Origin of the sequence: Sphingopyxis jiangsuensis, from assembly GCF_016734905.1 — a bacterium.
Lineage (GTDB): Bacteria > Pseudomonadota > Alphaproteobacteria > Sphingomonadales > Sphingomonadaceae > Sphingopyxis > Sphingopyxis jiangsuensis.
This window is the reverse complement of the sequence record NZ_JAERPO010000001.1, coordinates 685,547-708,823: the sequence shown is the minus strand read 5'-3', so window position 1 is coordinate 708,823 and position 23,277 is coordinate 685,547. Positions and strand designations below refer to the sequence as shown.

The following is a 23,277-nucleotide window of genomic DNA, read 5'->3' as shown; positions in this document are numbered from 1 at the left end:
GTCCGCCCGCCGCTGAGCCGGCTGGTCCGGTTGCCGCGCGTCCGCGCTCGGCGGCCGGGCAGCCGGTATTTTCGTGCGTCGAACGCTCGCCAGGCCGGTTTGGGCGCGCTGGCCTTCGCCCGACCCTTGCTGTAGCGCATGGGCGTCAAAACCGGCTGGCGTTTCAGCATCGTGCCGCAACGCTGCCCGAGGGAGGATGCCGTGAGCCTGATCGTCCATCATTTGAACAACAGCCGGTCGCAGCGGATTTTGTGGCTGATCGAGGAAATCGGCGCCGATTTTTCGATTGTGCATTATAGCCGAGACCCGGCCACCAATCTCGCACCTCCCGAACTGCTCGCAGTGCATCCACTCGGTAAATCGCCGATTCTCGACGATGGCGGAAGGCTGATCGCCGAGTCGGGTGCGATCGTCGAGCATCTGTGCGAACGCCACGGCGGCGCGCATCTGGTCCCCGCGCGTGGAAGCGACGCCTATATCTCGCATCTTGAATGGATGCATTTTGCCGAAGGGTCGGTGATGACACCGATCCTGTTGCGCATTTATACCGCACGGCTCGGCGAGGCTGCGGCACCGCTCGAACCCCGGATCAACCAGCAGCTCGATTCGCATTTTTCCTTCATGGAAGAGCATGTGAGCGACGACGGGCATTTCGTTGGTGACGCCTTGTCGGCGGCGGACATCATGCTGAGCTTTCCGGCCGAAATTGCCGTGATGCAAGGGATGGGTGCGCGCTATCCAAAACTCGCCGCCTTTGTTGAAAAATGCCATGCACGACCCGCGTGGAGGCGAGCGCGCGAAAAGGGCGGCGCCTATTATGGGTTCTGATTGGCGTTTCGTTTTCTGCGTCGCGGCGATGCTGGTCGGCGGCGATGCGCAGGCGCAAACGCCGGTACTTGGCCCTGCGACCGAGCGCGAGGTCAGTGTCGCCGCTGGCGTCACGTTCGAGCCGACCGCGCCCGACGAAGCCGCCGCCGCCGAACGTTTCGCCGCCTATACGATGGCGCTCGCGCGGCGCGACTATGCAGCGGCCTATGCCATGTTCCGCCTGTCGCTGCAGGCATCGACTCCGCGGCTCGAATGGGAAATGAACCTGCGCAAGCGCCCCGCGCTGTGGGCCGACGGAAGTCTGCGCGTGCTGAGGCTGAGCTGGTATGCGAACCCGCCCGGCCAGCCAGAAGGCGTCTACGCTGCTTTCGATTTTCGGGGCGACCGCGCGGACGGCACGATGGATTGCGGCTATGTCGTCGTTCACCGGGCGTCGCCCGGCGCGGCCTTTACCGTAGTGCGCACCGACACGTCGGAGGTGCCACCCGAACTGATCGAGGAGGGGGTGCCGAAGGCCGACGTGCTGCGCCAGCTTCCCTGCTATCTCGGCAAGGGAATCGCGACCGCGCTCTGAGCGGCGCCGACGATCAGCGTCATCGACATGAAGCGGCTTGTCGCAGCGCGGCAAAGCCCCTAATTCGCGCGCATGACATCGACCAACGACATTCGCCGCTCGTTCCTCGACCATTTCGCGGGGGCGGGGCACCATATCGAACCGTCGGCGCCGCTCGTGCCGCACAACGACCCGACGTTGATGTTCGTCAACGCGGGGATGGTGCCGTTCAAGAATGTCTTCACGGGCCTCGAAAAGCGTCCTTACACGACCGCGGCCTCGTCGCAGAAATGCGTGCGGGCGGGTGGCAAGCACAATGACCTCGACAATGTCGGCTTCACCGCGCGGCATCATACATTCTTTGAAATGCTGGGAAATTTCTCCTTCGGTGACTATTTCAAGGAACAGGCGATCGATCACGCCTGGACGCTGATTACCAAGACCTGGGGCCTGCCACCCGAAAAGCTGACCGCCACCGTCTATCACACCGACGACGAGGCGTTTGACCTGTGGCGCAAGATTTCGGGCCTGCCCGAAGAGCGCATCATCCGTATCCCGACGAGCGACAATTTCTGGTCGATGGGCGACACGGGGCCGTGCGGGCCTTGCAGCGAGATATTCTACGACCATGGCGAGCATATCTGGGGCGGTCCGCCGGGATCGCCGGAGGAGGATGGCGACCGCTTCGTCGAGATCTGGAACCTTGTGTTCATGCAATATGAGCAACTGGCGGACGGCGAACGGGTCGATCTGCCGCGGCCGAGCATCGACACCGGCATGGGACTCGAACGCATCGCGGCGGTGATGCAGGGCGTCCACGACAATTATGACACCGACACCTTCAAGGCGCTGATCGCCGCGTCGGTCGAACTGACCGGGGTCGCCGCCGAAGGTTCGACGCAAGCCAGCCACCGGGTCGTCGCCGACCATCTGCGCGCCGCAAGCTTCCTTGTCGCGGACGGCGTGCTGCCGTCGAACGAGGGGCGCGGCTATGTGCTGCGCCGGATCATGCGCCGCGCGATGCGTCACGCGCATCTGCTCGGCGCGAAAGACCCGCTGATGCACCGGCTGTTGCCGTCGCTTACCGCCGAGATGGGCGCCGCCTATCCCGAGCTGGTTCGCGCGCAGCCGCTGATTGCCGAAACGCTCGAGCGCGAGGAGGTCAAATTCCGCCAGACGCTCGACAAGGGGCTGCGGCTGCTCGACGAGGCGACGGCGGGGTTGGGCAAGGGCGATACATTGCCCGGCGAGGTCGCGTTCAAACTCTACGACACCTATGGCTTCCCATATGACCTGACCGAAGACGCGCTGCGTACACAGGGGATTGCGGTCGACCGCGCAGGTTTCGACGCGGCGATGGCCGAGCAGAAGGCGGCGGCGCGCGCGGCGTGGAAGGGCAGCGGCGAAAAGGCGTCGGACGATATCTGGTTCGACATCGCAGAAACGCACGGCAGCACCGAATTCACCGGCTACAGCTCGACGTCGGGCGAGGGCGAAGTGCTTGCGCTCGTCAAGGACGGCGCGCCGGTTGAGGCGGTCGAGGCCGGCGACGAGGTCGTCGTGCTCACCAACCAGACGCCCTTTTATGGCGAAAGCGGCGGGCAGATGGGCGACAGCGGCACGATCACGACGCTCGGCGGGCTGCGTGCCACGGTACGCGACACGGGCAAGCCGCTTGGGCGTCTGCACACGCACCAAACGGTGATCGAAGCCGGGACGCTGAAGGTCGGCGACACGGTTCACCTGACCGTCGATGCCGAGCGGCGCGACCGCATTCGCGCGAACCACAGCGCGACGCACCTGGTTCATGCCGCGCTTCGCAACCGGCTCGGCGGGCATGTGACGCAGAAGGGCAGCCTTGTCGCCGCCGATCGCTTCCGTTTCGACTTTTCGCACCCCAAGGCGCTGACCGCCGAAGAGATTGGAGACATAGAGGCCGAGGTGAACGCGCAGATCCGCGCAAACGAGACGGTGACGACGCGGTTGATGACTCCCGACGACGCGGTTGCGGCGGGCGCGCTGGCGCTGTTCGGCGAGAAATATGGCGACGAGGTTCGCGTGCTCAGCATGGGCAAGGCCGACGCGAATTCCTATTCGGTCGAGCTGTGCGGCGGGACGCACGTTCGCGCATTGGGCGACATCGCGTTGTTCAAGATCGTCGGCGAAAGTGCCGTTTCGTCGGGGGTGCGTCGTATCGAGGCGCTGACGGGCGAAGCCGCGCGCCAGTGGCTGGGCGCCCGCGACGAGGCGCTGAAGGCTGCGGCGGCGACGCTCAAGACCTCGCCCGACGAGGTGCCGGCGCGCGTCGCGCAGCTTGCCGAAGCGCTCAAGAAGGCCGAGCGCGAGCTCGCCGACGCGAAGAAGGCGCTCGCGATGGGCGGCGGCGCGGCGAGCGGCGGTCCGGCAGTCGAAGAGGTCGGCGGGACGAAGTTCCTCGCGCAGGTCGTCGACGGGCTCGACCCCAAGGGGCTGCGCGGAGCGGTCGATGACCTAAAGAAGGCGGTTGGTAGCGGCGTCGCGATGCTCGTCGCGGTCAATGACGGACGCGCGTCGGTCGCGGTCGGCGTCACCGACGACCAGACCGCGAGCCGCAACGCCGTCGATCTCGTCAAGGCCGCCGTCGCCGCGCTCGGCGGGCAGGGCGGTGGCGGGCGTCCGGACATGGCGCAAGGCGGCGGCCCCGACGGCAGCGCCGCCGACGCCGCCGTCGCGGCGGTGAAGGCGGCGTTGGCGGCCTGACCGCCGCTCAGCCTGCGGCCCACTCCGCCGCGATCCGCCCGACCTCGGCGAGGACGGCCTGATCCTCGTCGCGCATCTTTTGCGAACTGATGACGGGGCTTTCATAATAGGCGGCGATGAGGATCGGCGGCCCTTTCGGGGGGTAAGTGATGGCGATGTCGTTGTATTTGCTGATCCTGTCTGCCGATACGCCCGTTCCGGTCTTGTCGCCGGAGCGCCAGTCGGACGGGAGTCCCGCGCGCAGCCTCTTGTAGCCCGTTTCGGTGGCGACGCCCCAATCGATCAGCAAGGCGCGCGAAGTCGGGGAGAGGGCGTCGCCGACCAGTATCGCTCGCAGCAGTCCTGCCATCGCCGTCGGTGACGTCGTATCGCGCTCGTCGCCTGCGACAACGTCGTTCATTTCCGGTTCGAGACGATCAAGCCGGGTCACCGCGTCGCCCCACGCCCGGAATTGCCGCGTTGCCCCCGCCGGGCCGCCGATGAGGCCGAGCAAGAGGTTTGCCGCAGTATTGTCGCTGGTGGTGATCGTCGCCTCCATCAGCTCGGCGACCGTCATCGACCCTGTCGCGACGTTGGCGCGCGTGACAGGGGCGAATTCGAGCAGGTCCGACACCCCATAAGGCACTGGCTGGTCGAGCATGAGCTTTCCGCCTTCGACGGCCTTCAAAATGACCGCCGAGAGCGGCCATTTGAAGGTCGAACACATGGCGAAGCGTTCACCGCCGCGGTGGCTTGCCGTTCGTCCCGTCACGCTGTCGAGGAAGGCGACACCGAGGCGGCCGCCGGCGCGCTTTTCGAGCGCGGCGAGGCGGTCGGCGGTCGCATCGGCGGACTTCGGGGCGGAGCCGGCGTCCGCCTTGCACCCGGCGAGCAGCGCCCAGGCGCCGACGCCGGCCACGGGCATCATCGAAAGCAGGCGGCGCCGCGAATATGCGCTCGTCATATCAGTTATCCTTATGCCGAATTGTCCTGCGCGTATGATTTAACAGATTTTACTCGTAGCCAAGCGATGATAGATCAATAGAGGCATTAGAAAATCTAAAGGTGCGTCATGGCGGTCACCGAAATCTCGCTCAACCTGCTGCGCGCCTTTGATGCGGCGGCGCGCCAGGGGAGTTTCACCGAGGCGGCAAAGGAATTGTTCGTCACGCAGGCGGCGGTGAGCCACCAGATCAAGGCGCTCGAGGCGTGGCTCGGCAAACCGCTGTTCCACCGCACTTCGCGCGGGCTTGCGCTCACTGACGAGGGGCTGATGCTCGCCCCGACGGTGGCGGAGGCGCTCGCGGCGATCGAGCAGGGGGTCGATCGCGTGCGCGACGGCGTGGCGCGCGAGCTGCTGACCGTGGGCGTCGTCGGCACCTTCGCGGTCGGTTTCCTGATGCGACACCTTCCCGATTTCCGTCGCCGCTTTCCGCATATCGAGTTGCGACTGCTCACAAACAACAACAAGCCCGAACCTGCGACCGACAGTCTGGACCTGTCGATCCGCTTTGGCGACGGGGCGTGGCGCAGCGTCGAGGCTGTGCGCGTGATGGACGCCCCGATGACGCCGCTTTGCACCCCGTCCATAGCCGAGACGCTGCGCCACCCTGCCGACCTCGCACGCTGGCCGCTGCTGCGATCGTATCGCGCGCAGGACTGGCCGGCGTGGTTCAGGGCGGCGGGCGCCGAACCCGTGGCCGCGCGCGGCGCGCAGTTCGATACGTCGATCATCATGGTGCAGGCGGCGCTGCTCGGCGAAGGGGTCGCGCTCGCCCCACCCGCGATGTTCACCACCGAACTGGACGACGGACGGCTGGCCCAGCCGTTCGACGCCAAGGTCGATGTCGGCGCCTATTGGCTCACCCGCCCGCTCGCGCGCGCCGAGCGGGCGGCGGAGCGGGAGTTTTCCGATTGGCTGGTAGAGCGGGCCGGGGAATGACCGGCCGCTTTGCCCACCGTCATTGCGAGCGCAGCGAAGCAATCTCCTGCTGAGAGGAGGTGCCGATAGCTGGAGATTGCTTCGCCCGGCTCCGCCGGCCTCGCAATGACGATGGAACTCAGCTTTCGACGCCCTTTGCCTTGCCCCACGCGCGTGCGGCGGTGTAGCCGAGGTAGCCGGTGCCGAAGAGCGCGTAGAGCGGCTCGGGAATCCCGGCGAGATAGGCGTTCATCCCTTCGGCAATACCCTTGGCCATCTCCGGCCGCGCTGCGGCGATGAGGCCCATGGGGATCGCCCAGAGCAGCAGCGCATACATGACATAGAGGAAGCTGGGGCGTGCGCGGCTCGTCCAGGGGTCGCTGCTGTTCGCTTCGGCGACGATCGCGGTCATGCGCGTGCGGATCGCTTCCATTTCCTGGCTGCCCTCGAGTTTGATCAGCTCGAGCTTGGCGCGGTCGCGAGCGTCGGGGTCGGGAATAATCTTGTCGATCAACTTGGCGATGGGGCCGATCAGTCCCTCGATGATGCTCATGGCAGTTTTCCTTTTTTGCTACAGAATCCTTGCAACTTCACACTGGATTCGATGTCGGGGAGCGCTGGCAGCACTAGCCGATGCGGTTGGCGAGCCAGCCGTAGAGAAAGGCCTCCTGGCTCGGGCGGCGTTCGGCGAGCGCGATGTAGCGTTCGCCCTGCAGCGCCTCCATCGCGCGCAGCAGCACCGTCTCGCCGCCCTTGCCGCGCACGCGGAGGAAGGCGTCGAGCGCCGAAAGCGTGCGTGGACCGATGTCGCGGTCGACGGCGATGTCGGGATAGTCGCGTGCCGAGCGGTTGAGCGCATTGAGCGCGCGCTGGAGAAAGCCGGTCGCGGTCGCGGTGCCCATATTGACGCCGGTATCGAAGAGTTCGGCGGCGATTTTCGGCGCGCGCAGCCCGACCCGATCATAGCCGGGACGCAGCCAGTAGATGCGGCGATAGATGGCCGCCGCCTCGGCGCGAGGCAGCGTGCGCATCTCGCCCGCATAGCCCTGCGCGCGCGCCACCGCCTCGGTGATACCCCAGCAGGTCGGACCGCCGCGGTCGGCGGGGTGGTTTACATAACGGCCTTCGCGGTCGATGACGGCGTCGATCAAGGCGTCGATGTCGTAGATGAGGGTGTCGGTTTTCGGCATGATTCGCTCCTTTCGGTTCTCTGATGAGACGAAACGAACCATATAGGAATAATGTAGGAAAGGATTTTTACCGATGCGGGCATTGCAGGTGCGCGAGCTACTTCCCGATCACGAGGGGGCAGCGATCGCCGACGTGCCTGTTCCCGCGCCGGGCACGGGCGAGGTGCGGGTGCGCGTGCGCGCGGCGGCGGTCAATTTTCCCGACCTGTTGATGACGCGCGGCGCCTATCAGTTGAAACTCGACCTGCCCTTTATCGCGGGGCTCGAATTTTCGGGCGAGGCCGATGCGGTCGGGGAGGAGGTTACAGCTTGGGTGCCGGGCGATGCGGTGGTCGGCGGCAACCGCTTCGGCGCGATGGCGGAATATTGCGTCGTCCCGGCTAGCGCGCTGCGGCCGAAACCCGCGCGGCTCGGGTGGGACGAGGCGGCGGCCTATCCGGTCGCCTATCTGACCGCCTATGTCGCGCTGGTGCGCGGCGCACGGATCGCGCCGGACGAATGGCTGCTCGTCCACGGTGCGGCGGGCGGGGTCGGGCTGGCGACGGTTGACCTGGGCAAGGCGCTCGGCGCGCGCGTGATCGCGGCGGCAAGCAGCCCGGAAAAGCGCGACGCCATCCAGCGTCTCCTTGCGCCCGAAGCGGTCATCGCCGCCGATCCCGGATTCCGCGATGCGGTAAAGACGATGACTGGCGGAATGGGCGCCGATGTCATCTTCGATCCGGTCGGCGGCGATGTGTTCGACGAATCGACACGCTGCATCGCCTTTGGCGGTCGGTTGCTCGTCGTCGGTTTTGCGTCGGGACGTATCCCCGAAGTTTCGGTGAATATGCCGCTGATCAAAGGCTTCTCGGTCGTCGGGGTGCGCGCGGGCGAATATGGGCGCCGCTTTCCGGAGCGCGGGGCCGAAAATCTGGCGATGATCGACGCGCTGGCCGCCGAGGGGCGGATTCGGCCGCATGTCCATGCCTCGCTCGACCTTGCTGACTGGCGCGAGGCTTTTGCAATGCTGGAGCGGCGCGAGGTGGTGGGGAAGGTCGTCTTGCGACCGTAACCGGCCGACGCTGATATAGTTTTGCGACATAGCAGCGCCAATCGGACGGCGGGGCTTCCTGGCGGCGATGCCGCATTCTTCGAGAGGAAAAAACGTGAAGACTTTGATCTGGATGACCGCCACGGTCGGATTTGCCATGACCGCGCCGGTACAGGCTCAGGCGCCGCGCGACGGCGAACGGCTGTTCGCGATGATCGACGTCAATGGCGACGGCAAGCTCGACAAGACCGAGATTGCGAAGATGATGGCGATGCGCGCCGAACGACGCGGCGATCCGTCGCTGAACTCGCCCGAAAAGATCGACGCCTTTCTGAAGCGCGCGGACACCAACGGTGACGGCGCGGTCGACAAGGCCGAACTGGGCGCGATGCGGGGTGCGATGCGCGAAGGCAGGCCCGACGCCAAGAATTGATCCCTGGCGACGGCTCGCCGCCGCCCTCCGATATTTCCGGACCCGGCAGTCGAATCCTGCCCTAGTCGGCGGCGGTGTGCAGCCCGAGCGCGGGGATGCCGACCGAGCGCTGGCCGCCGAAGTTCGAGCGCACGACGATTGCGCCCTGCCGCTCCATGAAGTCGAGCAGGCGGCGGAGTCGGCCCGGTGAATGGGTGCCATAGGCGCGCCCGAGCGCTTCGTCGTCGGGGCAGGGCTGGCCGTCCATCGCCGCGCGCGCGATGAGAAGGAAGGGCGCGAGCATGTCGTCGGGAAGCTGCGCCGCGGCGGCGAGAAGCTCGCTCCATTGGGGGTCGGCAGGATCGAAGATGTGGACGCGCGCGAGCGCGAAGCGGCGGCGGAAGGCAGTCACGTCGATCGGCGGCGCGGGCAGCCGCGCCATGCGGCAACGCACCGAGAAATCCTGATAGAGCATCGCGTCGGGTTGAAAGGCGCTGTCGGGATCGGCGAGCATCGCTTCGAGCGCGGCCCGCACGATGGCTTCGCTGTCGGGCGCCGGTGCGGGCTGGGGTGATCCTTCGTCGCCGGACGCGGGGTCGGCTCTCTCCTGCGCGTCGCTGCGCGCGATGCGTTCGATCAACTCGCCCGCGGCGACGGGAGACGGCGCAGGCGGCGGAGGCGGCGGTGGGCTTTCCATCGCGGCGAAAAGCATTTCGCGCATGTCGCCCGCCTCGGCGTCGGGAAGCGGGAGCAGGCTATGCGTCCCCGAGCGCGTGCTCGTCTGCGTCGCGCCGATGCGGATCGACACGGGGCGACGCGAAATCGCGGGGCCGAGGCCGAGAAAACAGCCGCGTTCGAGGTCGCGGATCATCTCGGCCTGTCGCCGTTCCATCCCGAGCAGGTCGGCGGCGCGCGCCATGTCGATGTCGAGGAAGGTACGCCCCATCAGGAAATTGCTCGCCTCTGCCGCGACATTCTTGGCAAGCTTGGCGAGCCGCTGCGTCGCGATGGCCCCCGCGAGCCCGCGCTTGCGCCCACGACACATCAGGTTGGTCATCGCGCCGAGGCTCGCACGGCGCACCGTGTCCGAGACTTCGCCCGACGCGCTCGGCGCGAACATCTGCGCCTCGTCGACGACGACGAGCGCGGGGAACCAATGCTCGCGCGGCGCATCGAACAGCGCGTTGAGAAAAGCGGCGGCGCAGCCCATCTGCGCCTCGATATCGAGCGATTCGAGGTTGAGCACGACCGACGCGCGATGCTCGCGGATGCGCGCGCCCATCGTCGCGATTTCGCGCTCGTCATAATCGCCCGCGTTGATCGCGACATGGCTGTACGCGTCGGCGAGGGTGACGAAATCGCCCTCGGGGTCGATCACGACCTGCTGGACGAGCCCCGCGCTCTGTTCGAGCATCCGGCGCAAAAGATGCGATTTTCCCGACCCCGAATTGCCCTGGACGAGCAGCCGGGTCGCGAGCAGTTCCTGCACGTCGATCGCAATGGGGCGTCCGGCGGTGTCGAGTCCGATTTCGATGCTGCTTGTCACCGCGCCGCCCCTAACGGGCCGCCCGCCGGTTGACAACCGAGGCTGGCGGGTGCTTGCACTCGCGGCCATGGACCTCGACGACCAGCTCTTTCGCTATTTCGGCACGCGCGACATGGACGCGATCACGCCCGTCGCGCTGGAGACGGGTGCCGAGCGGATGCGCGTCGATTTCGGGCTGGAGAGCAACAGCGGGCGGCGCTTTGCGCTGTGGGCGCTGATGTACATGCTCGGCGTCGCGCCCGATCTCGACGCAGCGTTCAAGGATCCCGCCGAGCGCGACACGGCGCGCGATTTCATGGACATGATCGACCGCGCGCAGGAGGAATGAGTTTCCGCCTCGCGCGACCTGCATTTCAAATGTCGAAGAATGAATTGGTCGGGACGAGAGGATTCGAACCTCCGACCCCCACACCCCCAGTGTGATGCGCTACCAGGCTGCGCTACGTCCCGACCGGCCCGATTGGGCAGGCGAGGCCCCTAGCGCGGCTTGGCAGGGGATGCAAGGCTATCGTGCGTCGTCGGTCGCGGAGCGCGATACGGATGCCGCTGCCCTTGATTGCCCATTGGCGCACACTATCTCCGCGCCGCCTCTCCCGCGGGCGAGGGCGCAGCCATCGGTTGCGCCCCCCGCGCCCGCGTGATAGGCGCCGCGCCATATTTTTTGCGCGAACCGCCCCGTCCGGGGACCGGCCGCGCCACCTGAATGGAAAGTTCTCTTCGATGACGACGACCTTGCTTCTGACCCAGGCGGCCGGATCGGGCGGCGGGGCAGCCGGTTTCCTGATGCTGGTGCCCTATCTGCTGATCTTCGTCGTCTTCTGGTTTTTCCTGATCCGCCCGCAGCAAGTGCGCGCGAAGGAGCATCGCGCGAAGATCGCGGCGGTGAAGCCGCGCGACCAGGTCGTGACCGGCGGCGGCATCGTCGGCAAGGTGACGCGCGTCGACGATGATTTCGCCGACGTCGAAATCGCGCAGGGCGTGAAGATCAAGGTCGTCAAATCGACCCTCGCCGACGTGCTGCAGCCCGGCGGCAAGCCCGCAAACGACTGACGCAGCGCCGGTCCGCGCGCGTGCGCGGACCCGCCCTCTGACCGGAACCCCCATATGCTCGACTTTCCGCGCTGGAAGACCATCGGTATCGGCATCATCCTGCTGCTCGGTGTCCTTTTTTCGATCCCGAGTTTCCTGACCGAAAAGCAGTTCGAGGCGCTGCCCGGATTCGCGCAGGCAAAGGTGAACCTGGGGCTCGACCTTGCGGGCGGCAGCCATTTGCTGCTCGAAGCCGATCTCGACGACCTTGCCAAGACGCAGCTGTCGAATATGGAAAAGACCGTGCGCACCGCGATGCGCGGCGAGCGCGGACCCGACGACGACATCGCGATCGGCGAGCTGTCGACCGACGGCGGGCGGATCAGCTTCCTCGTTCGCGATCAGACGCAGCTCGACGAGGCGCGCGAACGGCTGTTCCGCGAGACGCAGGGCGCGGCGATGACCGGCCAGCGCGACTGGAACATCGACATCGTCGATTCGACGCGCATCGTCCTGAACCCGACCGGCGCAGGCCGCACGCAGGCCATCAGCCAGGCGATGGATACAGCGCGCGACATCATCGATCGCCGCGTCAACTCGCTCGGCACGCGCGAGCCGACGATCATCCGTCAGGGCGACGACCGTATCGTCGTGCAGGTGCCGGGGCTTCAGGACCCGCAGGCGCTGAAGGATCTGATCGGCAAGACCGCGCGGCTGGAGTTCCGGATGGTCGACGCGAATGCCGACCCCAATGAGGCCGCGGCGGGCCGCGTGCCGGTGGGCAGCGAGATCGTTCCCTATGCGCCCGGCGAAGGCAATGGCGCAGCGTTCGAGGTGCTGCGCCGACAGGTCATGATCAGCGGCGAACAGCTGATCGACGCGCAGCAGAGCTTTGATCCCCAGAACAACCAGCCGGTCGTCAAGATCCGTTTCGATTCGGGCGGATCTAGCACCTTTGCGCGCGTCACCGCGCAGAACGTCGGCCGCCGCTTTGCGATGGTCCTCGACGGACAAGTGCTGTCGGCGCCGTCGATCAACGAGCCGATCCTGGGCGGCAGCGCCCAGATTTCGGGCAGCTTCACCGTCGCGACCGCGAACAACCTCGCGATCTCGCTGCGCTCGGGGGCGCTGCCGGTGAAGATGGAGGTCGTTGAAGAACGCACCGTCACCCCCGAACTCGGCGCCGATTCGATCCGCAAGGGCGCGATCGCCGGCATTATCGCGACGGTCGCGGTGCTCGTCTTCATGATCCTCGTCTATGGCCGCTTCGGCGTTTATGCGAACATCGCGCTGCTGTTCAACATCGGGCTGATCGTCGCGATCATGGCGGCGTTCAACGCGACACTGACCTTGCCGGGTATCGCGGGATTCGTGCTCACGATCGGCGCCGCGGTCGACGCGAACGTGCTGATCAACGAGCGTATCCGCGAGGAACTCAAGCGCGGACGACGCATTTTCCAGGCGGTCGATGTCGGATATTCGGAAGCGAGCCGCGCGATTTTCGACGCCAATATCACCAACGTCATCGCGGCGGGGTTGATGTTCTGGTTCGGCTCCGGCCCCATCAAGGGTTTTGCGGTGGTGCTGACCATCGGCATCATCACCAGCGTCTTTACCGCCGTTACCGTCACGCGCCTGTTCGCCGCCCGCTGGCTGCACAAGACGCGCCCGACGGCGCTGAACATTTAAGAGGGATCGACCCATGCGCTTGCTGAAACTCGTCCCCGAAAACACGAACATCCAGTTCCTGAAATATCGCAAGGTCGCGATGGCGATCAGCATATTGATGATCGTCGCGTCGATTGCGCTTGTTGCGGTGCGCGGGCTGAACCTTGGCGTCGATTTCGTCGGCGGCCAGTCGGTGCGCGTCGAATTTACGCAGGAGATGCCGCCGATCGACGAGATTCGCGAAAAGGTGGGCGACATCGGCCTCGGCGAAGCAACGATCCAGCAATTCGGCACGGACACGGCGGTATCGATCCGCACCGCGCTGCCCGACGGCGACAAGGCCGCGGCCGACCGCGCCGGGCGTCAGCTTGTCGACGGGATCAAAAAGGCCTTTCCGACTGCGACGACGGGCTCGGTCGAAACCGTGTCGGGCAAGGTATCGAACGAGCTGCTGCGGACCGGTGCGCTCAGCCTGCTGCTCGCGATGATCGCGATATCGATCTACATCTGGATCCGTTTCGAATGGCAGTTCGGCGTCGGCGCACTGTTCGCGCTGTTTCACGACGTCGCTCTGACCTTCGGCTTTTTCGCGCTGACGCAGATGCAGTTCGACCTCAACATCGTCGCCGCGCTGCTGACGATCATCGGCTATTCGCTCAACGATACCATCGTCGTGTTCGACCGCATCCGCGAAAATCTGAAAAAATATCGCAAGATGGAAATCATCCCGCTGCTCGACCTCAGCATCAACGAGACGCTGGCGCGCACGGTAATGACGAGCTTTACGATGCTCATCGCGCTCGCGGTGCTGCTGTGGGTCGGGCCGGATGTGATCTTCGGTTTCACCGCGGCGATGCTGCTCGGCATTTTTGTCGGCACCTATTCGTCGGTCTATATGTCGGCGCCGATCCTCGTGTGGCTGAAGGTCGGGCCCGACAGCTTCATCCCGCGCACGAGCGCCGCGACGGCAGGCGCTGAACGCATCGACCGCAACGACGACGGCGCGGTGGTCTGAGGCCGCGGCCTGTCGCCAAGAAGCGACACGGCGACAATTCTGAACTCGTCATTCCCGCGAAAGCGGGAACCCAGTTGCGAAGTTGGTTCGTTGGATTCCCGCTTTCGCGGGAATGACGAACTCGGGGTGAGCGCGCTGACGATATCTGCCGGAAGCTAGGAAACGGTTACGGCTGAAATCGCTAGCGGCCCGCGCATCGCCGCAGATGCGCGGCGAGGTCGCGGCCGTTGCGGTCCCAGTCGAAACGTTCGTCCAGCGTTGCGGCGACATTGGCGGGTGCGGGCGGAACGGCGAGGATTTCGTGCACAGCCGAAGCGATCGCCTCGGGCGTTCGTTCAACGATGCGGCCCGCAGCGGGCGCAGTGACCAGTTCGGCGGCGCCGCCCGCGTCGCTGATGACGAGCGGGGTGCCGCAGGCGAGCGCCTCGACCCACGCATTGGCAAGCCCCTCGCTTGCCGACGGCATGACGATCGCGTCGGCGGCGCGGTAAAGCCGGGGCAGTTCGGCGTTGGCGACGGGGCCGAGGAAATGGACGCGGTCGGCGACGCCGAGACGCGCCGCGAGTGCGCGGTATCGCGCTTCCTCTTCACCCGCGCCTGCGAGGCGATAATGGACGCCGGGAAGCGCCGGTAGCGCTTCGATTGCCAGCGCCTGCCCCTTGCGCGGGATGAGCGCGCCGACCGAAAGGATTGTCGCGGCGTCGCCCCATCCGAGCTGCGCGCGTGCGGCCGCGCGGTCACCGGGATGAAAGCGGGCGCGGTCGATGCCGGTGTAGTGGACCGTCACTTTTCCGGAGTCGATGCCGATGGCGGCCATGTCGCGGCGCATCGATTCGGATACGGCGAGCAGCCCGGCGGCGCGCTCCGCTGCTTTCAGCACTTGTCCGCGCGAGGCCGGTGAATGACCGAAATGGCTGATGTCGGCGCCGCGTGCTTTCACCGAAAAGGGAAGGCCGAGCGCCTGTGCGACCCGCATTGCGGCGGGGCCGTCGGGATAGAAGAATTGCGCATCGACGACGTCGAACGCCCGCTGGCGTGCAACCGGTGCAACGGCGCGGGCGATGGCAGCGGGGTTTAGGCGCGTGCCGACCCGGGGAAGGAGCGTGAAGCGCGGACGATGGACCGTGAGGCCGTTCCACGTCTCGCGTTCGGGCAGGTCGCGGAGCGCGCGATAGCGCGGGTGAAGCGACAGCGGAAAAGGCGGGAGGCCAAGCGGGGCGACGACGGTGAGGTCAATGCGGGGTTGTGCTGCGAGCGCGCGCAGGCTGCGTTCGACGAACAGGCCGAAGTTGGGGCGTGCGGCGTCGGGAAAGAGCGTGGCGATCGACAGGATGCGGAGGGGAGCGGTCATTCGCTGCCTCTCATCCGTTTGTGCCGAGTTTGTCGAAGCACCATTCTTCCCCGGTTGATGCAGAATAAGGACGGCCCTTCGACACGCTCGGGGCGAACGGCGATCAGAGGCTCCTTATCAGGCGCACGGCTACCGCGGCCCAGGGCGGATTGTTCACGACCTGCTGGCGCTGGCCGGTGCCGAGCGGGAGGAGGTGGAGCTTTTCGCCGTCGACATTGAGCAGTCGCGCGAAAATGAAGCGACCAGCGGGGCGGGGGACGAGCAGGTCGCGGTTGAGCGCGTTCGTCCAGTCACCTTCGATACGGCGGCACCAAATTTCGTCGCCCGCGCGATAATCGCCGATCGACGAGGTGACGCGCACCGCGACCATATCCTCGCCCGGTCGCGCGGTGAGCGCCTGTTCGACGCGCGTCGGCGCCTGCGCCCCGTCGGCGCCGAGCAGCGCGGTGATCGTAAGCTGCGTGTCCTGCGGAAGCTGCACCAGTTCGGCAGCGTCGACGCCGAGCGCGGCGGCGATGCGGTTCATCCAGCCGAGCGACAACGTGCGCGTGCCGGTTTCGAGCCGCCCGATCGTCTGCGCGGTCGTCGGCGGATCGCAGCGATGCGCGACCTCTTCGAGTGTGAGGCCCTTGGCGCGGCGCACGGCGCGGATGCTGTTGATCATCGAGAGACCCTTAATAACCGATTTGGTTTCTTCTTTCCTACAAAATATCCCGCTGTCAAGCTTTGCGCGAATCCTCGCAGATCAAGGAGAAAAATATGAGCACCCGGCGCCTCGAAAGCCGTATCCACCCCGACGACCTGATCGATCCCGGGAAACGGGGGCCGCAGGTGATGCGCCATGTGACGGTCAATGTCGCGGAAAGCCCGCTCGCGTGGCTCGCGGCGCGCGGGCATCTAAACGATGCGCAATTACGCGCGGGCGAGCGGCTGCGCGCTGATTATGAGCGCGCGGGGCTGGCGGCGCGGGTGACAATGCGCTGGGACGCTGCGCCGCCGGGGAAAAGCCGCGACGGCGCGCGGGCGTCGGACGCCTCGCTCGCGCGGATCGACGCGCACCGGCGCTTTCACGCGGCGCTCGAAGCGGCGGGGCCGGGGCTCGCCGACATCTGCTGGCGCGTGATCTGTGCGGGCGAGGGGGTGAGCGGGGCGGAGAAGGCGCTCGGCTGGCCGGCGCGGTCGGGGAAGCTGGTGTTGACGCTGGCGCTTGATCGGCTGGCGCGGTTCTACGGGACGGGGTGAGGGGAAGTTGGTGTCCGCTCAACACCCCAAAAAGTGGAGGCTATCCCAGCCCCTCGACCTCTTCGGCGAGTTCCAGCCAGCGGTCTTCGGCCGTCGCCTTTTCGGTACGCAGCATTTCGAGCTTTTCGGTCAGCGCCATGAATTTTGCATTGTCGCGGGTGAACAGGTGGCCGTCGGACAGTTCGGCCTCGATCCCCGCCATTTCGGCGTCGATTTCCTCGATCCGGCCCGGCAGAAGGTCATAGTCGCGCTGATCCTTGTAGGAGAGCTTTTTGCGCTGCTGCGGCGGGGGTGGCGGCGCGGGTGAGGCGCTTGCCGCCTTGCTCTTTGCGGCCACGGGCTTGCTGCGCTTGGCTTCCCAGTCGGCATAGCCGCCCGCGACGATGTCGACCTTGCCCGACCCGTCGAGGCCGAGCGTCACGGTGACGGTGCGGTCGAGGAAGTCGCGGTCGTGGCTGACGAGCAGCACGGTGCCCTGATAATCGGCGATGACCTCTTGCAAGAGGTCGAGCGTTTCGAGGTCGAGGTCATTGGTCGGCTCGTCGAGAACGAGCAGATTCGATTCGCGGGCAAATTCGCGCGCGAGCAGGAGCCGCGAGCGTTCGCCCCCCGACAAGGCGCCGACGCTGGTTTCGGCGACGCCGGGATCGAAGAGAAAGTCCTTCAAATAGCCCTGAACATGCTTTTTGACCCCGCGCACCTCGACCCAGTCGCCGCCGTCGGCGAGGATGTCGCGGACGCGCTTGTCGGGCGAGAGCAGGCTGCGCTGCTGATCGATGACGATGCCGTCGAGCGTCGGGGCGAGCGTGACGCTGCCGCTGTCGGGTTCGATCTCGCCGGTCAGCAGCTTGAGCAAGGTCGACTTGCCCGCGCCGTTCGCGCCGACGATGCCGATGCGGTCGCCGCGCTGGACGCGGAAGGTGAAGTCCTTGATAATCGTGCGCTGAGCATTCCCTTTCCCGTTCGCATCGAGTGGGGTAGCGGAAAATGCTTTGGATATATTTTCAGCGACGATCACCGATTTCGAGCGAACGTCGTCGTTGGCGAGGCCGAGCTTGGCGACGCCGGGACCGCCGATCATCGCCGCACGGGTAGCGCGCATTTCCTTCAGCTTTTCAAGGCGGCCCTGGTTGCGCTTGCGCCGCGCGGTGACGCCGCGTTCGAGCCAATGCGCCTCCAGCCGCAGCTTGGAATCGAGCTTTTGCGCGGCGCGTGCCTCCTCGGCAAAGACTGCCTCGGTCCATTCGTCGAAGCCGCCGAAGCCGATCTCTTTCCGTCGGATGCTGCCGCGGTCGAGCCAGAGTGTCTGGCGCGTCAGGCGGGTGAGAAAGGTGCGGTCGTGGCTGATCGCGACGAAGGCGCCGGCGAAGCGCGACAGCCAGCTTTCGAGCCAGTCGATCGCGGCGAGGTCGAGGTGGTTCGTCGGCTCGTCGAGGAGCAGCACGTCCGGGTTTTGCGCGAGTGCGCGGGCGATGGCGGCGCGGCGGCGCTCACCGCCCGACGCGCTCGCCGCCTCGCGCGCCATGTCGATGCCGAGCTGGTCGGCGATCGCGGCGACTTCATGCTCGCTCGGCCCGTCGGTGCCTGCGACGGCAAAGTCCATCAAGGTGGCAAAGCCGGAAAAATCGGGTTCCTGTTCGAGCATCACGACATGCGTGCCTGGAACGATCGTGCGTTTTCCTTCGTCGGGATCGATGCGGCCGGCGAGCAGTTTGAGCAGGGTCGTCTTGCCCGCGCCGTTGCGACCGATGAGGGCGAGCCGATCGCGCGCGCCAACATAGATGTCGAGTTCGCGAAACAGCCAGCCGCTGCCCTGGACGAGGCCGAGGCCTTCGTATGAAAGAATAGGTGCCGCCATGATGAACGGCTCGCTACTGGCGTGTTCAGCATGTTGCAAGCGCTGGAGCGGCAAAGGCCGGAACGGGCCTGCTCCGTCTTGCGTTAGGGGTGGGTAAAGCAATGGGCCGCCCCACCGGCCCCGCAGGAGATTGAAATGAAGAAGCAAATGCTCATCGCACTGGCCGCCGGGCTCATGACCGCCGCAGCCACCCCCGCCATCGCCCAGCAAGGAGGATCGAGCGTGACGACTGCAACGGCGCAAGGCCCGATTCTGTCGTTCGGCGTCACCAAGGAAGTGCGCTCGCGCCCCGACGAGGCGACGATCGGTGCAGGCGTCACCACGACGGCGCCGACCGCGGTCGAGGCGATGCGCCTCAACGCCGCGGCGATGGACAAGCTGATCGCGGCCGCCAAGGCGCGCGGGATCAAGACCGAGGATATTCAGACGAGCGGGATCAACCTGTCGCCGCAATATGATTATAGCGAACGCGCGCCCGGCCAGCAGCCGCGATTCATCGGCTATCAGGTGAGCAACACGGTGCGCGCGACCACCGGCAAGATCGCGGACGTCGGCCCGCTGCTCGACGCACTCGTCGCCGCGGGCGGGACCAATGTCGAAGGTCCGTGGTTCGGAATGAAGGACAGCGACGCGGTTCTCGCAGGCGCGCGCGGCGAAGCGATCAAGGCGGCCGAAGCCAAGGCCGCGGACTATGCACGGCTCGCGGGCTTTCGCGGCGCCGAACTGGTTTCGATCAGCGAAGGCGGTTTCAGCGGCCCGCAGCCGCCGATGCCGATGGTGCGGATGGAAATGGCCGCCGACGCCAAATCGACCCCGGTCGAGCCGGGGCGGGTGTCGAACAGCCTGGCCCTGAATTTCCAGTATCGGCTGGTGCGGTAATTTTGAGGGGGCGGTCCGAACTGCCCCCCAAAATTTCCGTTCGCATCGAGCGAAGTCGGGATGCTCATCGGCTTGGCGCTCGCCTTCGGGGTGTCTCGACTTCGCTCGACACGAACGGGTTTTGAGACAGGCTAACCCAACTCCCCCTCGGCCCAGGGCCAAGGGCGTTCGCGAAACCATTTCGTGACGATATATTTGCGTCCCTTGCGGACTTTCATGCCGTGGTGGAGCGTATCGGGATTGATCGTGCCGTCGCGCCCGACATTGTTCCATGCGAGCAGCTTGCCGGTTTCGGGCTGGTGGATCTTCCCCGTCGCAAGGAAGCGCGTCGCGCCGCCCGCAGGTGGCTCGTTGAGATAGATCATCAGCGTCCAGCTTCGTTGGCCGGGGATCGTGCAATAGGTTTCCCAGTCGGCGCCGTGCGGGTCGAAATAGTCGGTATGCGCCTTGAACTCCTCGCCGACTTCATAGCGCTGGCCCTGCAGCGGCTCGCCATAGGGCAGCGGGATGCCCGTGAGGTCGTGCAGCCGCGCGTTGATTTCGGCCACCAGCGCGTCGCGATGGTCGAGATCGCAGGTCGAGCTGGTGCGAAAATATTCGTCGCCGTTGGGGTCGGCGATCGTCGATGGGCGCGCCGCGGCATTGATCCGGTCGATGAGCGCGTCGCAAGTCGCGTGGTCCAGAAAGCGCGGCAGCACGAACTGTTCGAGCTTGGGTGAGGGCGTGCGGCGGATGCCCGGCAACGCCGCTAGCCGCGTGGCGGTACGATCGGCGCCCGAGGTCGCCATGTCGACATGTTCGTTGCCAGCCATGGCGCGCTTTTATGCGTTCATGTCCATGCGAACAATGCTTGACGAAGCGGGGGTGCGCGCCTATCGCCGCGCGCTGTCGTAGGCGGTTTCGCCCGGCGTGTGGCGATCATAGCTCAGTTGGTTAGAGCGCCGGTTTGTGGTACCGGAGGTCGCGGGTTCGAGCCCCGTTGATCGCCCCATTTACAGCAGCATCCGAGCATCCCCTGCTTTTGGCGTGACTCGTTGCCGCTATTTCATTATTACGCCTTCATGTAATTTTTATTCGTGAGGGTTTGTCATGTCCGCAGTCTGGGATTTCGCCGATTTCGACGATCACGAGCATGTCCACATGTTCCGCGATCGCGCGAGCGGGCTGACGGCGGTCATTGCAGTCCATTCGACCCACCTCGGCCCCGGCGCGGGCGGCGTTCGCTATTGGCATTACCCCCAGCGTGCCGCGGCGATCACCGACGCGCTGCGCCTGTCGCGCGGCATGAGCTACAAGAACGCAATGGCGGGGCTGCCCATGGGCGGCGGCAAGGGCGTGATCCTGGCCGACGAAGGCGCGGCAAAGACCCCCGAACAACTCGCGGCATTCGGGCGCGCGGTCGAATCGCTCGGCGGCGCCTATGTGACGGCCGAGGACGTCGGCATGTCCGACGCCGACATGGTCGCGATCTCGCAGCACACCAGGCATGTCAGCGGGCTGCCCGTGGCGAGCGGTGAAGCGGGCGGGGACCCCGGTCCGCTGACCGCGCTCGGCGTCTATCTGGGTATCAAGGCAGCGATCAAGGAAGGGCTCGGCACCGAAAGCGCGAAGGGCGTGCGCATCGCGATCCAGGGCGTAGGAAGCGTTGGCGGCGGCGTTGCACGGCGGCTCGCGGCCGACGGCGCCAAGTTGACCCTCGCCGACGTCAATCTCGCGCGCGCGAAGGCGCTCGCCGAGGAACTGGGCGCCGAGCTTGCCGATTCGGCGGCGATCATGGAGATCGAGGCCGACGTGCTGAGCCCCAATGCACTCGGCGCCATCCTGTCCGAACGGAGCATCGAAAAGCTGCGCGTGCCGATCGTCGCAGGCGGCGCGAACAATCAGCTCGCAACGGCCGGCGACGGTCAGCGCATCCATGATCGCGGCATCGTTTACGCCCCCGACTATGTCATTAACGCGGGCGGCATCATCAACGTCGCGCTCGAGTATCTGGGGCAGGGAAGTCGCGAAGAGGTGGAAAGCAGGATCGCGAAAATCCCTGGACGCCTCGCCGAAATCTGGGCCGAAAGCCGCGCGAGCAGCACCCCGGCGTCGGTCGTCGCCGACCGCATGGCGCAAAAACTGATCGGGCGCGGGTAAAATACGGGCCCCGTTCCCACCAAAGGGGAGGGGTTTTGTTGTCGGCGATTTCCGCTAAGCCTCGGTGCCGATGAAACGGCATTTCTATCTCGTCGCAGGTTGGGCCTCGCTGGGGCTGGGCGCAATCGGCGCCGTGTTGCCGCTGCTGCCAACCGTGCCGTTCGTGATTCTTGCGGCTTTCTGCTTTGCGCGCTCGTCGCCGCGGCTCGAGGCCTGGCTCCTCGCGCATCCGGTGTTCGGCCCCCATATCGTCGCATGGCGCGACCATGGCGCGGTCAGCCGCAAGGGGAAGGTCGCGGCGACGGTCGCTTTCGCGGCGAGCATCCTGCTCGCGCTCGTTCTGGCGCCGTGGCCGTGGATGATGGCGCCAATCATCGCGGCGGCGGTGGGCGGAAGCTGGATTTGGACGCGCCCCGAAGGTGCGACGTAAGGCTGGACCGTCGCCTCCCCCTCGCCTAAGGCTGCGCGCGCGATGCACGCCTATGCGAATCCTACCCGTTTCCTTGCGATTGCGCGCCCGCTGACGCCCTGGCTGCTCGGCGGGGGACTGTTGCTGTTGATGGTCGGCGCATGGGCCGGACTTGCGCTTGTTCCGGGCGACTACAAGCAGGGTGAAACCGCGCGCATCCTGTATGTTCACGTTCCCTCGGCATGGTTGGGCATGGGCGGCTGGACGAGCCTCGCGGTTGCGGGTCTGGTGCAACTGGTGTGGCGCCATCCGCTTGCAGGGATTGCGGCGCGCGCGATTGCGGTGCCGGGGATGCTGTTCACCGCGCTCTGCCTCGCCACCGGGTCGATCTGGGGCAAACCCACTTGGGGCACCTGGTGGGAATGGGACGGGCGCATGACCTCGATGCTCGTGCTGTTCTTTCTTTATGCCGGCTTTATCGCGCTGACGCGCGGCGACGAGGGCGCGCGCGCCGGTGGAGCGCTGTCGCGCGGTGCGGCGGTTTATGCGCTCGTCGGCGCGATCAACATTCCTATCATCAACCGCAGCGTCGTGTGGTGGAACAGTCTGCATCAGGGGCCCAGCATCACCCTGCGCGGGTCGAGCATCGACGGCGCGTTACTGTGGCCGCTTGGGCTGACGCTCACCGGATTTTCGTTGCTTTTCGGCGCCATCGTGCTGATGCGGATGCGGCGTATCATCGCCGAAAACCGCGTAACGGCGCGGCTGCGGCGACTGGCGGACGACGAGGAGGGCTGAGGTGACGGGCGTGATCGATGGAAGCGCGCAATGGGCCTATGTCGCCGCGGCCTATGGCCTGACCGCGCTGCTCACCGCCGCGGTGCTCTGGGCGAGCTGGCGCGCGATGGTCAAGGCCGAACGGCGCAGCGATGCGCTGCGAAAGGACCGGCGGTGAAGGCAAAGCATCAGCGGCTGATCCTCGCGCTGCTCGCGGTGGCGGGCATTGCCGGCGCGGGCGTGCTCGGCGCGAGTGCGCTTCGCGACGAGGCCGCCTATTTCCGCACCCCCGCCGAAATCGCCGCGGGCAAGGCAGCGACGGGCGAGGCGATGCGGCTCGGCGGGATGGTGGCGCAGGGCAGCATCGAGCGGCTGGGCGACGGCGTGACGATCCGCTTCGTCGCGACCGACGGCAAGGCATCGGTGCCGGTCGAGTTCACCGGCATCGTCCCCGACCTGTTCGCCGAGGAATCGGGCATGGTCGCCGACGGCCGGATGCGCGCCGACGGGACTTTTGTCGCCGACCGGATCCTGGCGAAGCATGACGAGCGTTATATGCCGCCGCAGATGGGCGACATGCCGAAGGGTGTAGCGAAAATGGCGCCGAAAACATGACGCCGCGTATATTTCCGTCATTGCGAGCGGAGCGAAGCAATCTCCCGCATGCGGTTTTGACTAGCGTTGGCAGGAGATTGCTTCGTCGCTTCGCTCC

Annotated in this window: 25 protein-coding genes and 2 tRNA genes; 18 read left to right on the top strand and 9 right to left on the bottom strand. The window is 66.1% G+C overall.

Features of this window, described 5'->3' with window-relative positions; translation table 11 throughout:
• Nucleotides 1-138 precede the first annotated feature (138 nt).
• The 3 genes from JI743_RS03555 to alaS all read left to right on the top strand — a co-directional run bounded on the left by JI743_RS03555 (nt 139) and on the right by alaS (nt 4,120).
• Nucleotides 139-828, top strand: coding sequence for a glutathione S-transferase family protein (locus JI743_RS03555; protein ID WP_236659673.1), 690 nt, complete (start codon nt 139-141; stop codon nt 826-828).
• Nucleotides 818-1,402: a hypothetical protein gene (locus JI743_RS03550; protein WP_201925995.1), complete on the top strand. Its 585-nt coding sequence runs from the start codon at nt 818-820 to the stop codon at nt 1,400-1,402. The genes JI743_RS03555 and JI743_RS03550 overlap by 11 nt, the downstream gene beginning before the upstream one ends.
• Before the next feature lie 72 nt (nt 1,403-1,474).
• Entirely contained in the window at nt 1,475-4,120 is a 2,646-nt protein-coding gene (gene alaS, locus JI743_RS03545; RefSeq protein WP_201925993.1) for an alanine--tRNA ligase, read from the top strand.
• 7 nt (nt 4,121-4,127) lie between these two features.
• On the opposite strand, the gene bla is transcribed toward alaS, so the two are convergent.
• A complete protein-coding gene (bla, locus tag JI743_RS03540; RefSeq protein ID WP_201925992.1) occupies nt 4,128-5,063 on the bottom strand; it encodes a class A beta-lactamase in 936 nt (311 codons plus the stop codon).
• Between the two features lie 108 nt (nt 5,064-5,171).
• Between bla and JI743_RS03535 the strand changes: the two genes are divergently transcribed.
• Entirely contained in the window at nt 5,172-6,041 is an 870-nt protein-coding gene (locus tag JI743_RS03535) for a LysR substrate-binding domain-containing protein (RefSeq protein ID WP_201925990.1), read from the top strand.
• Nucleotides 6,042-6,159: 118 nt separating this feature from the next.
• On the opposite strand, the gene JI743_RS03530 is transcribed toward JI743_RS03535, so the two are convergent.
• A complete protein-coding gene (locus JI743_RS03530; protein ID WP_201925988.1) occupies nt 6,160-6,573 on the bottom strand; it encodes a holin family protein in 414 nt (137 codons plus the stop codon).
• A gap of 73 nt (nt 6,574-6,646) precedes the next feature.
• The gene (locus JI743_RS03525; RefSeq protein ID WP_201925986.1) at nt 6,647-7,210 is read right to left on the bottom strand and encodes a glycoside hydrolase family 108 protein; all 564 of its coding nucleotides are present in this window, start codon (nt 7,208-7,210) and stop codon (nt 6,647-6,649) included.
• 73 nt (nt 7,211-7,283) lie between these two features.
• Between JI743_RS03525 and JI743_RS03520 the strand changes: the two genes are divergently transcribed.
• Complete coding sequence (locus JI743_RS03520) at nt 7,284-8,261, top strand: NADPH:quinone oxidoreductase family protein (protein ID WP_201925984.1); 978 nt, start codon at nt 7,284-7,286, stop codon at nt 8,259-8,261.
• A gap of 94 nt (nt 8,262-8,355) precedes the next feature.
• On the top strand, nt 8,356-8,673 hold the full coding sequence (locus tag JI743_RS03515) for an EF-hand domain-containing protein (protein ID WP_201925982.1): 318 nt from the start codon (nt 8,356-8,358) through the stop codon (nt 8,671-8,673).
• A gap of 61 nt (nt 8,674-8,734) precedes the next feature.
• Here the strand turns inward: JI743_RS03515 and JI743_RS03510 are convergent, their stop codons facing one another.
• Nucleotides 8,735-10,198 (bottom strand): helicase HerA domain-containing protein, encoded by a 1,464-nt coding sequence (locus JI743_RS03510; protein ID WP_201925980.1) that lies wholly within the window; start codon nt 10,196-10,198, stop codon nt 8,735-8,737.
• Nucleotides 10,199-10,265: 67 nt separating this feature from the next.
• Between JI743_RS03510 and JI743_RS03505 the strand changes: the two genes are divergently transcribed.
• Nucleotides 10,266-10,526, top strand: a complete 261-nt coding sequence (locus JI743_RS03505; protein ID WP_201925978.1) for a hypothetical protein — start codon at nt 10,266-10,268, stop codon at nt 10,524-10,526.
• A gap of 45 nt (nt 10,527-10,571) precedes the next feature.
• On the opposite strand, the gene JI743_RS03500 is transcribed toward JI743_RS03505, so the two are convergent.
• Nucleotides 10,572-10,648, bottom strand: a tRNA-Pro gene (locus tag JI743_RS03500).
• 270 nt (nt 10,649-10,918) lie between these two features.
• Here JI743_RS03500 and yajC point away from each other — a divergent pair.
• The 3 genes from yajC to secF are packed head-to-tail and all read left to right on the top strand — an operon-like array spanning nt 10,919 to nt 13,910.
• Entirely contained in the window at nt 10,919-11,248 is a 330-nt protein-coding gene (yajC, locus tag JI743_RS03495; protein ID WP_201925976.1) for a preprotein translocase subunit YajC, read from the top strand.
• A 54-nt stretch (nt 11,249-11,302) separates the two neighbouring features.
• Entirely contained in the window at nt 11,303-12,916 is a 1,614-nt protein-coding gene (secD, locus tag JI743_RS03490; RefSeq protein WP_201925974.1) for a protein translocase subunit SecD, read from the top strand.
• Between the two features lie 13 nt (nt 12,917-12,929).
• Nucleotides 12,930-13,910 (top strand): protein translocase subunit SecF, encoded by a 981-nt coding sequence (gene secF, locus JI743_RS03485; RefSeq protein ID WP_201925972.1) that lies wholly within the window; start codon nt 12,930-12,932, stop codon nt 13,908-13,910.
• Nucleotides 13,911-14,091: 181 nt separating this feature from the next.
• Here secF and JI743_RS03480 read toward each other — a convergent pair whose 3' ends face one another.
• Nucleotides 14,092-15,261 carry a glycosyltransferase gene (locus JI743_RS03480; RefSeq protein WP_201925970.1) on the bottom strand — a complete coding sequence of 390 codons (1,170 nt, stop codon included), beginning with the start codon at nt 15,259-15,261 and terminating at the stop codon, nt 14,092-14,094.
• 103 nt (nt 15,262-15,364) lie between these two features.
• Complete coding sequence (locus JI743_RS03475) at nt 15,365-15,925, bottom strand: helix-turn-helix domain-containing protein (RefSeq protein WP_201925968.1); 561 nt, start codon at nt 15,923-15,925, stop codon at nt 15,365-15,367.
• Between the two features lie 170 nt (nt 15,926-16,095).
• Here JI743_RS03475 and JI743_RS03470 point away from each other — a divergent pair, with 170 nt between their 5' ends.
• Nucleotides 16,096-16,503, top strand: a complete 408-nt coding sequence (locus tag JI743_RS03470) for a DUF6456 domain-containing protein (RefSeq protein WP_438870677.1) — start codon at nt 16,096-16,098, stop codon at nt 16,501-16,503.
• A 40-nt stretch (nt 16,504-16,543) separates the two neighbouring features.
• Here the strand turns inward: JI743_RS03470 and JI743_RS03465 are convergent, their stop codons facing one another.
• Nucleotides 16,544-18,361, bottom strand: coding sequence for an ABC-F family ATP-binding cassette domain-containing protein (locus JI743_RS03465; RefSeq protein WP_201925964.1), 1,818 nt, complete (start codon nt 18,359-18,361; stop codon nt 16,544-16,546).
• A 135-nt stretch (nt 18,362-18,496) separates the two neighbouring features.
• Here JI743_RS03465 and JI743_RS03460 point away from each other — a divergent pair, with 135 nt between their 5' ends.
• Entirely contained in the window at nt 18,497-19,240 is a 744-nt protein-coding gene (locus tag JI743_RS03460; protein ID WP_236659672.1) for an SIMPL domain-containing protein, read from the top strand.
• Nucleotides 19,241-19,371: 131 nt separating this feature from the next.
• Here JI743_RS03460 and JI743_RS03455 read toward each other — a convergent pair whose 3' ends face one another.
• Nucleotides 19,372-20,052 (bottom strand): prolyl hydroxylase family protein, encoded by a 681-nt coding sequence (locus tag JI743_RS03455; protein WP_227339799.1) that lies wholly within the window; start codon nt 20,050-20,052, stop codon nt 19,372-19,374.
• A gap of 102 nt (nt 20,053-20,154) precedes the next feature.
• On the opposite strand from JI743_RS03455, the gene JI743_RS03450 reads away from it, so the two are divergent.
• The 6 genes from JI743_RS03450 to ccmE all read left to right on the top strand — a co-directional run bounded on the left by JI743_RS03450 (nt 20,155) and on the right by ccmE (nt 23,180).
• Nucleotides 20,155-20,231, top strand: a tRNA-His gene (locus JI743_RS03450).
• A 98-nt stretch (nt 20,232-20,329) separates the two neighbouring features.
• Nucleotides 20,330-21,379, top strand: a complete 1,050-nt coding sequence (locus JI743_RS03445; RefSeq protein WP_201925962.1) for a Glu/Leu/Phe/Val family dehydrogenase — start codon at nt 20,330-20,332, stop codon at nt 21,377-21,379.
• Between the two features lie 70 nt (nt 21,380-21,449).
• A complete protein-coding gene (locus JI743_RS03440; RefSeq protein ID WP_201925960.1) occupies nt 21,450-21,809 on the top strand; it encodes a YbaN family protein in 360 nt (119 codons plus the stop codon).
• 42 nt (nt 21,810-21,851) lie between these two features.
• Nucleotides 21,852-22,586 (top strand): heme ABC transporter permease CcmC, encoded by a 735-nt coding sequence (gene ccmC / locus JI743_RS03435; RefSeq protein WP_201925958.1) that lies wholly within the window; start codon nt 21,852-21,854, stop codon nt 22,584-22,586.
• A 1-nt stretch (nt 22,587) separates the two neighbouring features.
• Nucleotides 22,588-22,743 carry a hypothetical protein gene (locus JI743_RS03430; protein ID WP_201925956.1) on the top strand — a complete coding sequence of 52 codons (156 nt, stop codon included), beginning with the start codon at nt 22,588-22,590 and terminating at the stop codon, nt 22,741-22,743.
• The gene (gene ccmE, locus JI743_RS03425) at nt 22,740-23,180 is read left to right on the top strand and encodes a cytochrome c maturation protein CcmE (protein ID WP_201925954.1); all 441 of its coding nucleotides are present in this window, start codon (nt 22,740-22,742) and stop codon (nt 23,178-23,180) included. The genes JI743_RS03430 and ccmE overlap by 4 nt, the downstream gene beginning before the upstream one ends.
• Nucleotides 23,181-23,277 lie beyond the last annotated feature (97 nt).

What these genes read in the sequence shown, in the direction of transcription:
- JI743_RS03555 (WP_236659673.1), top strand. Translation starts at nt 139, where the DNA reads ATGGGCGTCAAAACCGGCTGGCGTTTCAGCATCGTGCCGCAACGCTGC.
- JI743_RS03550 (WP_201925995.1), top strand. Translation starts at nt 818, where the DNA reads ATGGGTTCTGATTGGCGTTTCGTTTTCTGCGTCGCGGCGATGCTGGTC.
- alaS (WP_201925993.1), top strand. Translation starts at nt 1,475, where the DNA reads ATGACATCGACCAACGACATTCGCCGCTCGTTCCTCGACCATTTCGCG.
- bla (WP_201925992.1), bottom strand. Translation starts at nt 5,063, where the DNA reads ATGACGAGCGCATATTCGCGGCGCCGCCTGCTTTCGATGATGCCCGTG.
- JI743_RS03535 (WP_201925990.1), top strand. Translation starts at nt 5,172, where the DNA reads ATGGCGGTCACCGAAATCTCGCTCAACCTGCTGCGCGCCTTTGATGCG.
- JI743_RS03530 (WP_201925988.1), bottom strand. Translation starts at nt 6,573, where the DNA reads ATGAGCATCATCGAGGGACTGATCGGCCCCATCGCCAAGTTGATCGAC.
- JI743_RS03525 (WP_201925986.1), bottom strand. Translation starts at nt 7,210, where the DNA reads ATGCCGAAAACCGACACCCTCATCTACGACATCGACGCCTTGATCGAC.
- JI743_RS03520 (WP_201925984.1), top strand. Translation starts at nt 7,284, where the DNA reads ATGCGGGCATTGCAGGTGCGCGAGCTACTTCCCGATCACGAGGGGGCA.
- JI743_RS03505 (WP_201925978.1), top strand. Translation starts at nt 10,266, where the DNA reads ATGGACCTCGACGACCAGCTCTTTCGCTATTTCGGCACGCGCGACATG.
- yajC (WP_201925976.1), top strand. Translation starts at nt 10,919, where the DNA reads ATGACGACGACCTTGCTTCTGACCCAGGCGGCCGGATCGGGCGGCGGG.
- secD (WP_201925974.1), top strand. Translation starts at nt 11,303, where the DNA reads ATGCTCGACTTTCCGCGCTGGAAGACCATCGGTATCGGCATCATCCTG.
- secF (WP_201925972.1), top strand. Translation starts at nt 12,930, where the DNA reads ATGCGCTTGCTGAAACTCGTCCCCGAAAACACGAACATCCAGTTCCTG.
- JI743_RS03480 (WP_201925970.1), bottom strand. Translation starts at nt 15,261, where the DNA reads ATGACCGCTCCCCTCCGCATCCTGTCGATCGCCACGCTCTTTCCCGAC.
- JI743_RS03475 (WP_201925968.1), bottom strand. Translation starts at nt 15,925, where the DNA reads ATGATCAACAGCATCCGCGCCGTGCGCCGCGCCAAGGGCCTCACACTC.
- JI743_RS03470 (WP_438870677.1), top strand. Translation starts at nt 16,096, where the DNA reads ATGCGCCATGTGACGGTCAATGTCGCGGAAAGCCCGCTCGCGTGGCTC.
- JI743_RS03465 (WP_201925964.1), bottom strand. Translation starts at nt 18,361, where the DNA reads ATGGCGGCACCTATTCTTTCATACGAAGGCCTCGGCCTCGTCCAGGGC.
- JI743_RS03460 (WP_236659672.1), top strand. Translation starts at nt 18,497, where the DNA reads ATGAAGAAGCAAATGCTCATCGCACTGGCCGCCGGGCTCATGACCGCC.
- JI743_RS03455 (WP_227339799.1), bottom strand. Translation starts at nt 20,052, where the DNA reads ATGGCTGGCAACGAACATGTCGACATGGCGACCTCGGGCGCCGATCGT.
- JI743_RS03445 (WP_201925962.1), top strand. Translation starts at nt 20,330, where the DNA reads ATGTCCGCAGTCTGGGATTTCGCCGATTTCGACGATCACGAGCATGTC.
- JI743_RS03440 (WP_201925960.1), top strand. Translation starts at nt 21,450, where the DNA reads ATGAAACGGCATTTCTATCTCGTCGCAGGTTGGGCCTCGCTGGGGCTG.
- ccmC (WP_201925958.1), top strand. Translation starts at nt 21,852, where the DNA reads ATGCACGCCTATGCGAATCCTACCCGTTTCCTTGCGATTGCGCGCCCG.